Here is a 12204-nt window from a genome sequence, read left to right on the forward strand (position 1 = left end):
GGGCGGACACACCGGGCCCCGTCGATGAGGCGGGTGGTGTCGCTCGTCCCCTCGCTCACCGAGGCGGTCGCCGTCAGCGCGCCCGGACTGCTGGCCGGGATCACCGACTGGTGCAGTCACCCGGTGGACCTCGACGCCGCCCGGATCGGCGGCACCAAGAACCCGGATGTCGCGGCGATCACGGCCCTCGCTCCCGACCTGGTCATCGCCAACGAGGAGGAGAACCGGGCCCCCGACATCGCAGCGCTGCGGGACGCCGGGCTCGACGTCCTGGTCACGGAGGTGCGCACGCTGCCCCAGGCCTTCACCGAACTGGAGCGCGTGCTGCGTGCCTGCGGTGTGGGCCGGCCCCGCTGGCTCGACGAGGCGCAGGCCGCCTGGGCATCGGCCGAGCCGGGCGAACCGAGGCGTGCCGTGGTGCCCGTCTGGCGCCGCCCCTGGATGGTGCTCGGCAGCGATACTTTCGCCGGTGACCTCCTCGCCCGCCTCGGTGTCGAGAACGTCTACCGCACGCACCCTGACCGGTACCCCCGTATCCCGCTGGACGAGCTCAACGCGGCCGGCGCCGATCTCGTCGTGCTGCCCGACGAGCCCTATCGGTTCACCTCGGACGACGGGCCCGAGGCCTTCCCCGGACTGCCCGCCGCCCTCGTCGACGGGCGCATGCTCACGTGGTACGGGCCGTCGCTGGCAGCGGCGCCCGCGGCGCTGCGAGCAGCGCTCCGCTGATCAGGCCCCGCAGCGTACGGGCACCGGCCACCACCCAGGCCGTGACGAGCACGGCGTACAGTCCGGCGGCCAGCCACGCCATGGCCGTCAGCCCTGTGTGAGCGGCCAGTCCCGCCGCGCCGGTGACACAGGTCCCGACCGGGAACGTGAAGGCCCACCACGTCATCGTGAACGGCATGCCCCTACGGAACGCCCGCAGCACCAGAGCCCCGGCCAGTGCCAGCCAGAGCAGTGCGAAACCGGTCACCGGGACCCCGTACACCACGGCGAAGACCTCCAGCCCGCTCGCGTACCGCCCCTGGCCCGCCGTCGGTGCGACATCCGCGAGTTTCGTCAACGCGGTGGTGGACTGGCCGAGCGGGCCGAGGACCAGGAACAGCGTGGGAGTCAGGGCGAGCGGCAGCGGGCCGTGGTGGACCAGCCGGGCGAACACCACGGGCAGCATCACCAGAACCGCCAGCAGGCTCAGCCCGAACATCGCGTAGCAGGCGAGCAGCATTCCCTCACGCCACTGACCTGCCGGTAGCCGGTCCACCAGCATCGGTCCGAATGCGGCGGAGACCATCGGGGCCACCACCGGCAGCAGCCACACCGGGGAAGCGGTCCCGGGCGCGAGTCCATGCCGCGTGATCATCAGATACGGGATCGCCACGGCGACGGCGAGTGCGAGGACCGTGCCCACGGCGAACAGAGCGGCGCCCGCCTCTGCGGCCGCCTCCTCCCCGATGACGTCGGAACCGACCGACAGGGTGCCGATGCCGACCGCGAGCAGTGCCATGGCCGCACATCCGTAGAACGGGGCGACCGTGGGATCGAGCAGATGGGCGCGGGCCCGGTCCCGGTGGCACACCCAGTGAGCGCTGCGAGCGGCGAGGAGGGCCGCGAGCATCAGCGCGGACAGGGCCCACACGGCGGCGCACGCCGCCCGCAGGCCCGTTGGCTGCCAGGGCAGGGCCGCCCCGGCGTTGGCCACGATCGCGGTGCCCATGACGGTGGCGTACCAGTTCGGCCCGAGATCGCGGAGGGAGGGGAGGACCATGGAGCCACTCTCCGGCCCCGCACCCGCCCCCACCAGGGATCATTTCCCTATGGCCTCATAAGCTGGATTGATGAGCGACGAGCAACCCCGCATGCTGGCCCACCGGGTACCCGACCTCGGGGCGCTGGAACTCCTGCTGGCCGTTGCGCGGCACGGCAGCCTGGGGCGCGCGGCGCGCGAAGTGGGCATCACACAGCCGGCCGCGAGCAGCCGCATGCGCTCGATGGAGCGGCAGCTGGGCGTCGCGCTGCTCGATCGCTCGCCCCGCGGCTCCCGGCTCACCGATGCGGGTGCGCTCGTCACCGACTGGGCGCGGCGGATCGTGGAGGCGGCGGAGGCGTTCGACGTGGGTGCGCAGGCGCTGCGTGACCGGCGGGACTCGCGGCTGAGGGTGGCGGCGAGCATGACCATCGCGGAGTATCTGCTGCCCAGGTGGCTCATCGCGCTGCGCCAGGAGCGCCCCGGCACCGCTGTCTCCTTGCTCGCGGGCAACTCGGCGGCGGTTGCCGAAACGCTTCTGCGCGACGAGGCGGACCTGGGCTTCGTCGAGGGGCTCGCGGTGCCGGCCGGACTCGACGGCGCGGTCATCGGCCATGACTGCCTCGTCGTGGTGGCTGCGCCCGGGCACGCATGGGCGCGGCGGCGGGTTGCACTGCCGCCGGACGAGCTGGCGTCGGCCCCGCTGGTCCTGCGCGAACAGGGCTCCGGCACACGGCAGGTCCTGGACTCGGCGCTCGCGCGGTACGGCGGCCTGGCCGAGCCGCTGCTGGAACTCGCCTCCACCACGGCCGTGAAGGCCGCGGCGGTGAGCGGCGCGGGGCCGGCGGTCCTCAGTGAGCTGGCGGTGTCGGAGGAACTGGCGTCCCGGCGTCTGGTCCGGGTGCCGGTCCAGGACGTCCGGCTGCGCCGGGATCTGCGCGCGGTATGGCGGGCCGGGCACCGGCCCGCGGGTCCGGCGAGGGATCTGCTCTCACTGACCCGGGGCCCGCTGGGCTGACGCCGCACGCATCCGACGCGGCACCGCACGGGTCACTGCTGGGCGTTGCCGGTGGTGGCCGTGGCTGTGGTGGTCAGGGCCGGTGGTGGCCGTGCTCGGCAGGTGGTCATGATCGGCAGATGGTCATGGCCTGGCGTGGTCCATGTGCGGAACCCGGGAACCGGCCGCCGGTCAGGCGAGTTGACGGGGTATGGCTCTGATCCACCGCACGACGATGACCCCCGGCAAGCTGGAGCTGCTGGCGGCATGGCTTCCGGCGCAGCCGTGGTACGCGGGCACGGCGCCCGAGCCGGAACTGACCAGGGCCGGGGGCTTCCGGCTCGACGATCCGGAAGGCGAGGTGGGGATCGAGTTCATGGTCGTCACGGATGTGTCCGGGGAACGGCCGGTCTCCTACCAGGTCCCGCTCGGCTACCGCGGGGCTCCGCTCGGGGGCTCCGAACGGGCCCTCATCGGCACTGCCGAGCACGGGGTGCTCGGGCGACGGTGGGTGTACGACGGGGCGTACGACCCGGTGGTGGTCGGGCAGCTGCTCGCGCTCCTCCAGGGCCGGGCCGAACCGCAGGCGCAGAGCGCGACGGACACTCCGGACCCCACGGTCACCGGTCACTACACCGGAGAAGCGTTCGCACCCCTGGTCGCTTCGGTTACGGTCACGGACGGGCCGCACGGTACCGACGTCGTGGTGGGGACCGCCGGCGACGGCGAGCCCGCGGGAACGGTGACCCTCGGCGTTGTGCGCGTCCTCGGTCAGTCGCCGGATTCGCTCACCGGCGCGGACGGTGTCCGAGGACATGTCACCGCGGGCTGGACACTGCCGGGCGGCGGCGAAACGCGGGGCCCCTTCGCCGTCCTGCGCTTCGTGGACGGGTCCGGCGCCGGGCGGGTCTGAGGGGCCGGGTCGGGGGAAGCCGCCCCGGTGCCCGTCCGCAGACGCCTGACGCGCCCGGAACCGGTCGACAACCGTCCACGGCCCACGCCTCCATGCCGGATACGTGGCCCGGAGACGCCACCCGTGCCGGGGCCGCGCCCCGGTCGGTGCCTGAGCCCCGGACACACCGGACGCCTCCGGCGGCAGGGGCGCATCGTGCGATCCCGTACCGCCGGAGGCGTCCGCCGCCCGTGCTCAGGAGGCCGCCCCGACCAGGCCCCCCATCACCCGCGTGTCCTCGCCCATCTCCGGGTGCCACTGGACGCCCAGGACCCACGACGGGTCGGGGAGCTCGATCGCCTCCACCGTGCCGTCCTCGGCGTGGGCGGAGACCTGGAGCCCGGTGCCCAGGCGGTCGACCGACTGGTGGTGGTAGGTCGGCACCGACGCCTGCTCCGGCACGAGCGAGGCATAGCGGGTACCCGGCACGGGCGTCACCGGGTGATGGCCGAACACACCGACCTCCTTCACATGTCCCTCCATGTGCTGGACGAGCGTCCCGCCCAGTGCAACGTTCAGGAGCTGCATGCCGCGGCAGATGCCCAGCAGCGGTGTGCCCGACTCCAGTGCCGCCTCGATCAGTGCGAGCTCCCAGGCGTCGCGTTCTCTGGCCGGCGGCCCCGTACGGGCGTCGCGCTCGGCCCCGTACCGCACGGGTTCGACGTCCGGGCCGCCCGACACCACCAGCCCGTCGAGCCGGGCCACCGCGGATGCCGCTCGCCGGGGGTCGTCCGGCGGCAGCATCGCGGCGATGCCGCCCGCCGACTGAACGAGCCGTGGATACCCCTCGGGCAACAGCGCGGCGGGGAGTTCCCACACGCCCCAGGCCGCCTTGTCCAGGTAGGTGCTGACGCCGATGAGCGGCTGGGTCACCTGCATTCCTCCGGTCACTTGAGTTCGGCCTCGGCCGCGGCGAGCGCCGCGAACTCCTCCTCCGGCGCCCGTGCCACCAGCCGGTTCCGACTGTAGAAGGCGAAGTAGGCAAGGGCGATTCCGTACACCACGAGCGCGATGAGCGCGGCGTCCTTGTCGACCAGGAATGTGGCCACCAGTGCGGAGAGTGCGAGTACGAAGGCGACCGAAGAGGTCAGGACACCGCCCGGGGTGCGGTACGGCCGCGGCAGTTCGGGCTCGCGGCGGCGCAGCACGATGTGCGACAGGGCCATCAGGGCGTAGGAGATCGTGGCACCGAAGACCGCGATGTTGAGCATCCGCGCCCCGTCGCCGGTGCCTGCCGCGAGGGCGAAGCCGATCGCGCCGGGAATCAGCAGACCGAGGTAGGGGGACTTGCGACGGCTGGTGAGCGACAGGAACCGGGGCAGGTATCCGGCCCGGGAGAGGGCGAAGAGCTGCCGCGATCCGGCGTAGATGAGCGAGAAGAAGGAGGCCACGAGGCCGGCGAGGCCCGCGTAGTTGACGAAGCGGCTCAGCGCGGTCGGGTCGCCGTCGCCCTGGAGGGCGACCACGAGCGGGTTGCCCGCCTCCTGGATCGCCGCCGAGCCACGCGCTCCGGTGGCCGCGAAGAAGGTGATCACGGCGAGCAGCACGAGGATCGACATCGAGAGCGCGAGCGCCCTCGGCATGGAGCGGACCGGGTCCTTGGCCTCCTCCGCGGCGAGCGGCACACCCTCGACCCCGAGGAAGAACCACATCCCGAAGGGGAAGGCTGCCCAGATGCCCAGCAGTCCGAACGGCAGCCAGGAGCTGGAGCCGACCGCCTGCTTGTCGACGGGAATGTCGTCCAGCCCGCTGACGTGGAAGTCCGTGAACGCGCCCATCGCGAAGATCAGCAGGGCGGCGACCGCGACCGCCGTCACGATGAGACTGAAGCGCAGTGCTTCGCCGACACCCCAGAGGTGGATCCCTATGAAGATCACGAAACAGGCGAGGTACACCGGCCAGCCGGATGTGAGGCCGAACAGTCCCAGCGATTCGACGTAGTCGCCTATGAAGATGGAGATGGCGGCGGGGGCGAGGATGTACTCGATGAGGATCGCCGTACCGGTGAGGAAGCCGCCCCAGGTGCCGAGAGCCCGGCGCGCGAAGCCGTAGCCGCCGCCCGCCGTCGGCAGGATCGCGGAGAGTTCGGCGAGCGCGAAGACGAGGCACGCGTACATCAGCCCCATCAGCACCGTGGCCGCCGCGAGTCCGCCGAATCCGCCCTTGGACAGACCGATGTTCCAGCCGGAGAAGTCTCCGGAGACGACATAGGCGACACCGAGTCCGGTCAGCAGCAGCCAGCCCGCGCTGCCGCGCCGCAGGGTGCGGCGCTCGAGATAGTCGTCCTGTGGTGGTGCGCTGGTGTCGGTGGTGTCTTCCACACTCATGGCAGAGCTCCCGCGTCGGGGCCAATGGAATGGAGCCATACCTTTGCGGGGGTGGCAGGGAAAATGCAAGACCCCTGCGTTACTTTCGGGTTACGCCGCCGGTCGGGGCCCCGTGGCCCCGGGTGGAGCGGCGGGCCGCGTCGTAGGTGATGCACCGGAAGGCGGAGGAGCATTCGGACACCGGATGTGTTCGGGCGTTGCGGCAGCGAGCGCGGCGCGAAGGCGCGTCCCGACGCGGCCGGGGGAGTGCCGTGGCCGTCGCCGTGCGCCTGCCGGGGATTGCCTGGCCGCCCTCAGGTGAGGAAACCGCGGAGCAGCGCCGCCGTGCCCCCGCAGTGCTCCCGCATCACCTCGCGGGCCGCATCCGCGTCGCCTTCCAGCACCGCTTCCACCAGCGCGGAGTGCTGCTGCTGGGAGTGCTCCAGGTTGCGCACGAGCAACGGAATGCAGTCGAGCAGATCGTTCACGGTCGCCCGCACCGCCGCGTACTGGGCGGTCAGCGTGGGGGAGCCGGAAAGTTCCGCCAGCGTGAGATGGAGCAGCGTGTCGCGGCGACGGTAGTCGTCCAGCGGCGCGTCGTGGGTCGCCGCGAGCGCGGTACGCAGCCGCTCCGCTCCCTCGTCGGTGAGGCCGTGCGCCGCGCACAGCCCGGCCGCGCCGACCTCGAGCACCTCGCGGAAGCGCAGGGTGTCCTCCACGTCGACCGCGGCGATGCGGCGCCGCAGCTCCTCCTCGCCCGGAGTGCGGTCGCGGTGCAGCACGAACGTCCCTCCGTAGCGTCCGCGCCTGCTCTCGACCAGGCCCTGCTCCTGGAGGACCTTGAGGACTTCACGGAGCGTGACCCGGCTTATCCCCATCCGGTCCGCCAGCTCGCGCTCGGCGGGCAGTCGCTCCCCGCCCGGCACCAGTCCGAGGCGTACCACCTGCAGGATCTGTTCGAGGGCCTCCTCGAAGCCGTTGCCCGCCCGCACCGGCCGCAGCACATGCGTCAGCCGGTCCGCCGGCTCGCTCTTCCTCGTCACCTCGCGGTTTCCCCTTCCCATTCAAAGGTCTTCGGTAATACCTTATGGCTCCCGGCTGACCGAAGGAGCGTAGTCCCGTGGCAGACCGCACACCCCCGCTGACCGTCGACGAGCTCAGAGAGCTCGTGGCGAGCGGTGAGATCGACACCGTCGTCCTGGCCTTCCCCGACATGCAGGGTCGGCTCCAGGGCAAGCGGTTCGCCGCGCCTTTCTTCCTCGACGAGGTACTGGAGCACGGCACCGAGGGCTGCAACTATCTCCTGGCCGTCGACACCGAGATGAACACGGTGGACGGCTACGAGATGTCCTCCTGGGAGCGTGGCTACGGCGATTTCGCCATGCACCCCGATCTCGCCACCCTGCGCCGCGTCCCCTGGAACGAGGGCACGGCCATGCTGATCGCCGACCTCGCCTGGAACGACGGCACCCCCGTAGTCGCCGCGCCCCGCCAGATCCTGCGCCGCCAGCTGGAGCGACTGGCCGAGCACGGCTTCACCGCGCATGTGGGCACCGAGCTGGAGTTCATCGTCTTCAAGGACTCCTACGAGCAGGCCTGGGACGCGAACTACCGCGGCCTGACCCCGGCCAACCAGTACAACATCGACTATTCGGTGCTCGGCACCGGCCGCATCGAGCCCCTGCTGCGCCGCATCCGCAACGAGATGGCCGCGGCAGGACTGACCGTCGAGTCGGCCAAGGGCGAGTGCAACCCGGGCCAGCACGAGATCGCCTTCCGCTACGACGAGGCCCTCGTCACCTGCGACCAGCACGCCGTCTACAAGACGGGCGCCAAGGAGATCGCCGCGCAGGAGGGCGTCTCCCTGACGTTCATGGCGAAGTACAACGAGCGCGAGGGCAACTCCTGCCACATCCATCTGTCCTTGCAGGACGCGGACGGACGCAATGTGATGGCGGGGGACGGGAACGTCGGGGAACACGGCATGTCGCAGGTCATGCGGCACTTCCTGGCCGGGCAGCTGGCCGCGCTGCGTGACTTCTCCCTGCTGTACGCCCCGAACATCAACTCCTACAAGCGCTTCCAGCCCGGCTCGTTCGCCCCCACGGCCGTCGCCTGGGGACACGACAACCGGACCTGCTCCTTGCGTGTCGTGGGCCACGGCCGCTCGATGCGTTTCGAGAACCGCCTCCCCGGCGGTGACGTCAATCCGCATCTCGCCGTCGCCGGACTGGTCGCGGCGGGGCTGTACGGCATCGAGCAGCAGCTGGAGCTTCCCGAAGTCTGCGAAGGCAATGCCTACACCGGGGCGTACGCACACGTCCCGAGCACGCTCCGCGAGGCCGCGGAGCTCTGGGAGACCAGTCCCATCGCCAAGGCCGCCTTCGGCGACGAGGTCGTCGCCCACTACCGCAACATGGCGCGGGTCGAGCTCGAAGCCTTCGACGCCGCGGTGACCGACTGGGAGCTCCGCCGCTCCTTCGAACGCATGTGAGGCATCACTTGTCGCAACCGTACGAGCTCGATGTGCTGAACCCGGCCACCGAGGAAGTCATCGCCACCGTCCCGGGCGCCGTCGAGCAGGACATCGACGCCGCCGTCGTGCGGGCCGCGGCCGCACAGCGTGCATGGGCGGCCGCCGCACCCGCGGACCGCGCCCGGCTGCTGCGCCGCTTCGCCTCCGTCGTCGACGACCACATCGAGGAACTGGCGCGGCTGGAGGTCGCCGAGGCCGGCCACACCATCGGCAACGCACGCTGGGAAGCCGGCAACGTCCGTGATCTGCTCGACTACGCGGCCGGGGGAGTGGAACGGCTCACCGGCCGGCAGATCCCCGTCCCCGGCGGGATCGACCTCACGATCCTCGAACCGCTCGGTGTCATCGGTGTGATCGCCCCGTGGAACTTCCCCATGCCGATCGCCGCCTGGGGCACGGCTCCGGCTCTGGCCGCGGGGAACGCCGTGATCCTCAAGCCGGCGGAGACGACGCCGCTGACCGCCCTGAGGCTCGCCGACCTCGCCCTGGAAGCAGGGCTGCCCGAGCACCTGTTCCAGGTGCTGCCGGGTCGCGGCGACATCGCGGGTGACGCGTTGGTGCGCCACCCCCAGGTTGCCAAAATCGTGTTCACCGGCTCGACGCGGATCGGCAAGCAGATCATGTCGCTCTGCGCCGACCGTGTGAAGCGTGTGACGCTCGAACTCGGCGGCAAGAGCCCCAACATCGTCTTCGCCGACGGCGACGTCGAGGCAGCGGCGGCAGCCGCCCCCATGTCGTTCCTCGACAACAGCGGCCAGGACTGCTGCGCCCGCACCCGCATCCTCGTCCAGTCCTCCGTCTACGACCGCTTCATGGAGCTGCTGACTCCGGCGATCGAGTCGGTCGTCGTCGGCGATCCCTCGGACGAGCGGACCCAGATGGGTCCGCTGATCTCCAAGGCCCAGCTGGAAAGGGTGCGTTCGTACGTCCCCGACGACGTTCCCGGCATCCGGGGGACCGCACCCACGGGCCCCGGCTTCTGGTTCCCGCCGACCGTCCTGACCGGACTCGCCCCCGATGCTCCCGCCGCCGTGGCGGAGGTGTTCGGCCCGGTCGCGGTCGTACTCCCCTTCGAGGACGAGGACGAGGCCGTACGGCTTGCCAATGCGACGGACTACGGACTCTCGGGGTCCATCTGGACCCGCGACGTCGGCCGTGCCCTGCGCGTCTCCGGCGCGGTCGCCGCGGGCAATCTGTCCGTCAACTCCCACTCCAGTGTCCGCTACTGGACCCCGTTCGGCGGCTACAAGCAGTCCGGCCTCGGCCGTGAACTCGGCCCCGACGCACTGACCGCTTTCACCGAAACCAAGAACGTCTTCATCAGTACGGAGGCCTGAACCACATGACCACCGAATCCCCTGTGTGCCGCCGACTCGTCGGCCGTACCGCCGTCATCACCGGTGCGGGCAGCGGCATCGGCCTCGCCACCGCGCGCCGTCTCGCCTCCGAAGGCGCCAACGTCGTGTGCGGCGACATCGACGAGACCGCGGGCAAGGCCGCGGCCGAGGAGGTCGGCGGGACGTTCGTGAAGGTGGACGTCACCGACGCCGAGCAGGTCGAGGCGCTGTTCAGGACCGCGTTCGACACCTACGGGTCCGTCGACATCGCCTTCAACAACGCGGGAATCTCCCCGCCGGACGACGACTCCATCCTGGAGACGGGCCTGGACGCCTGGAAGCGTGTCCAGGAGGTCAACCTCACCTCCGTGTACCTGTGCTGCAAGGCGGCCATCCCCTATATGCAGCGACAGGGCAGGGGCTCGATCATCAACACCGCCTCGTTCGTGGCGCGGATGGGCGCGGCGACCTCCCAGATCTCCTACACGGCCTCCAAGGGCGGTGTCCTGGCCATGTCCCGCGAGCTGGGCGTCCAGTTCGCCCGCGAGGGCATCCGGGTCAACGCGCTCTGCCCGGGGCCGGTCAACACCCCGCTGCTCCAGGAGTTGTTCGCCAAGGACCCGGAGCGGGCCGCACGGCGCCTCGTGCACATCCCCGTCGGCCGCTTCGCCGACGCGGACGAGATCGCGGCGGCCGTGGCGTTCCTCGCGAGCGACGACTCGTCGTTCGTGAACGCGACGGACTTCCTGGTCGACGGCGGTATCTCGGGGGCGTACGTCACACCCCTGTAGGCCGCGCTCCCGCGGGTGACGCCCCTGCCCGGCCGGGCAGAGCCGTCCATCGGATTCCGATGGTCGGGCTGCCCGGCACGGCGGCGCCCAGGGCCGGGGCTCTCAGAGGAACGTACGGCCCTCGCCCCGGTAGGTCGGCACGGACGCCACCACCCGGTCGCCCTCGACCAGCTGCAGCTCGTCGAACCTCTCGCACAGTTCCCCGGCCTTCGCATGGCGGAACCACACCTTGTCGCCGATGAGGAGATCGTCTGCGGGCGCGCCCAGCAGAGGCGTCTGCACCTCGCCCGGCCCCTCCAGCGGGTCGTACTGCAGCCCCTCCGGCAGATACGGAACCGGCAGCCGGTCCTTCCCCGCGGCCCCGGACGCCGGGTAGCCGCCGCCGAGCACCGTCACCACCCCCACGCCAGGGCGGCGCACCACCGGCTGGGCGAAGAGCGCCGCGGGCCGCCCGCTGAACGACGTGTAGTTGTCGAACAGCCGCGGCACATAGAGCCCGGACCCTGCCGCGATCTCGGTGACGGCATCCTCCGCCGCGGTGTGCTGCACGCTGCCCGTGCCGCCGCCGTTCACGAACTCCAGGTCCGGCACCACGGCCCGGACCGCGCGTACGACGGCCGCCCTGCGCTGCGCCAGCTCGCGGCGGGCGGCGGACTGCATCAGCCGTACCATCCGCGAGCGCAGCGGGCTGCCCGCCACCGCGTCGCCCACACCTGCGACATGGCCTTCGTACGCCATCAGCCCCACCAGCCGGAAGCCCGGCCGCCGGGCGACCGCCCCGGCCAGTCCGGCCAGCTGGTCCGGTGTGCGCAGAGGAGAGCGGCGCGCCCCGACCCTCATCCGTCCGGCCAGCAGGTGCAGCGCCGTGTCCATCTCCAGACAGACCCGGATCTCCTCCGTGCCGCCCTCCCGCGCACGGTCGATCAGCTCCAGCTGCGCCGGATCGTCGACCATCACGGTGACGGCGGCGGCGAGTTTGGCGTCACCGGCCAGCTCCGCGAAGGCGGCCCGGTCGGCGGACGGATAGGCGAGGAGTACGTCGTCGAACCCGGCCCGGGCCAGCCAGATCGACTCGTCCAGCGTGAACGACATGATCCCTTCGAAGCCGTCCATGGCCAGGACGCGTTCCAGCAGTGCCCGGCACCGGACCGACTTGCTCGCCACCCTGACCGGCTTCCCGCCCGCCCGGCGGACCAGATCCGCCGCATTGGCGTCGAACGCATCGAGATCGACGAGCGCGAGCGGTGCGTCGAGATGGGCAGTGGCCCGGTCGTACCGGGTCCTGTCTGCGGTACGGGGAGTCATGGCCCGAGCTTGCCAGACCGGATTACCGGAGGGTAGGGGGACGTTCTGGGCAGATGCCCCGGGCCTGCGGTCCTGTTCCCGCGAGGCGTCCTTCAGCCCGTAGAGTGACGCACACACAGTGACGAACGGGTCTGCCCCGCAAGGCGATCCGGCGGCGCCACAACACGAGGGAACGGGGGGCGGATGAGCACCGAAGCACCACGCTCTTCCCGCATCACGGACGCCTTCCTCCC

11 protein-coding genes are annotated in these 12204 nt (G+C 71.4%); 6 read left to right on the forward strand and 5 right to left on the reverse strand.

The window, feature by feature from the left end:
- Positions 1-24 precede the first annotated feature (24 nt).
- Positions 25-729, forward strand: a complete 705-nt coding sequence (locus AC068D_RS22605; RefSeq protein WP_478824843.1) for a helical backbone metal receptor — start codon at positions 25-27, stop codon at positions 727-729.
- Here AC068D_RS22605 and AC068D_RS22610 read toward each other — a convergent pair.
- Positions 668-1768: a TDT family transporter gene (locus AC068D_RS22610; RefSeq protein WP_478824844.1), complete on the reverse strand. Its 1101-nt coding sequence runs from the start codon at positions 1766-1768 to the stop codon at positions 668-670. The genes AC068D_RS22605 and AC068D_RS22610 overlap by 62 nt on opposite strands.
- Before the next feature lie 70 nt (positions 1769-1838).
- On the opposite strand from AC068D_RS22610, the gene AC068D_RS22615 reads away from it, so the two are divergent.
- Both AC068D_RS22615 and AC068D_RS22620 read left to right on the forward strand, forming a co-directional pair.
- Positions 1839-2765, forward strand: coding sequence for a LysR family transcriptional regulator (locus AC068D_RS22615; RefSeq protein WP_478824845.1), 927 nt, complete (start codon positions 1839-1841; stop codon positions 2763-2765).
- 190 nt (positions 2766-2955) lie between these two features.
- The gene (locus tag AC068D_RS22620) at positions 2956-3657 is read left to right on the forward strand and encodes a maltokinase N-terminal cap-like domain-containing protein (protein ID WP_478824846.1); all 702 of its coding nucleotides are present in this window, start codon (positions 2956-2958) and stop codon (positions 3655-3657) included.
- 234 nt (positions 3658-3891) lie between these two features.
- Here the strand turns inward: AC068D_RS22620 and AC068D_RS22625 are convergent, their stop codons facing one another.
- The 3 genes from AC068D_RS22625 to AC068D_RS22635 all read right to left on the reverse strand — a co-directional run bounded on the left by AC068D_RS22625 (position 3892) and on the right by AC068D_RS22635 (position 7066).
- On the reverse strand, positions 3892-4569 hold the full coding sequence (locus AC068D_RS22625; protein WP_478824847.1) for a gamma-glutamyl-gamma-aminobutyrate hydrolase family protein: 678 nt from the start codon (positions 4567-4569) through the stop codon (positions 3892-3894).
- A gap of 14 nt (positions 4570-4583) precedes the next feature.
- The gene (gene eat / locus AC068D_RS22630) at positions 4584-6023 is read right to left on the reverse strand and encodes an ethanolamine permease (RefSeq protein ID WP_478824848.1); all 1440 of its coding nucleotides are present in this window, start codon (positions 6021-6023) and stop codon (positions 4584-4586) included.
- Positions 6024-6316: 293 nt separating this feature from the next.
- Complete coding sequence (locus AC068D_RS22635) at positions 6317-7066, reverse strand: FadR/GntR family transcriptional regulator (protein WP_478824849.1); 750 nt, start codon at positions 7064-7066, stop codon at positions 6317-6319.
- 56 nt (positions 7067-7122) lie between these two features.
- Here AC068D_RS22635 and AC068D_RS22640 point away from each other — a divergent pair, with 56 nt between their 5' ends.
- Genes AC068D_RS22640 through AC068D_RS22650 form a run of 3 tightly spaced genes read left to right on the forward strand, consistent with a single transcriptional unit; the run spans position 7123 to position 10666 of the window.
- Entirely contained in the window at positions 7123-8496 is a 1374-nt protein-coding gene (locus AC068D_RS22640) for a glutamine synthetase family protein (protein WP_478824850.1), read from the forward strand.
- A gap of 8 nt (positions 8497-8504) precedes the next feature.
- On the forward strand, positions 8505-9875 hold the full coding sequence (locus AC068D_RS22645) for an aldehyde dehydrogenase family protein (RefSeq protein ID WP_478824851.1): 1371 nt from the start codon (positions 8505-8507) through the stop codon (positions 9873-9875).
- 5 nt (positions 9876-9880) lie between these two features.
- Positions 9881-10666 (forward strand): 3-oxoacyl-ACP reductase, encoded by a 786-nt coding sequence (locus tag AC068D_RS22650; RefSeq protein WP_478824852.1) that lies wholly within the window; start codon positions 9881-9883, stop codon positions 10664-10666.
- 102 nt (positions 10667-10768) lie between these two features.
- On the opposite strand, the gene AC068D_RS22655 is transcribed toward AC068D_RS22650, so the two are convergent.
- A complete protein-coding gene (locus AC068D_RS22655) occupies positions 10769-11971 on the reverse strand; it encodes an amino acid deaminase/aldolase (RefSeq protein ID WP_478824853.1) in 1203 nt (400 codons plus the stop codon).
- Positions 11972-12204 lie beyond the last annotated feature (233 nt).

This window comes from Streptomyces sp. NPDC043861 (assembly GCF_056435905.1).

Bases quoted from the DNA above. Each gene is read 5' to 3' on its own strand.
- AC068D_RS22605 (WP_478824843.1), top strand. From the start codon at position 25: ATGAGGCGGGTGGTGTCGCTCGTCCCCTCGCTCACCGAGGCGGTCGCC.
- AC068D_RS22610 (WP_478824844.1), bottom strand. From the start codon at position 1,768: ATGGTCCTCCCCTCCCTCCGCGATCTCGGGCCGAACTGGTACGCCACC.
- AC068D_RS22615 (WP_478824845.1), top strand. From the start codon at position 1,839: ATGAGCGACGAGCAACCCCGCATGCTGGCCCACCGGGTACCCGACCTC.
- AC068D_RS22620 (WP_478824846.1), top strand. From the start codon at position 2,956: ATGGCTCTGATCCACCGCACGACGATGACCCCCGGCAAGCTGGAGCTG.
- eat (WP_478824848.1), bottom strand. From the start codon at position 6,023: ATGAGTGTGGAAGACACCACCGACACCAGCGCACCACCACAGGACGAC.
- AC068D_RS22635 (WP_478824849.1), bottom strand. From the start codon at position 7,066: ATGGGAAGGGGAAACCGCGAGGTGACGAGGAAGAGCGAGCCGGCGGAC.
- AC068D_RS22650 (WP_478824852.1), top strand. From the start codon at position 9,881: ATGACCACCGAATCCCCTGTGTGCCGCCGACTCGTCGGCCGTACCGCC.
- AC068D_RS22655 (WP_478824853.1), bottom strand. From the start codon at position 11,971: ATGACTCCCCGTACCGCAGACAGGACCCGGTACGACCGGGCCACTGCC.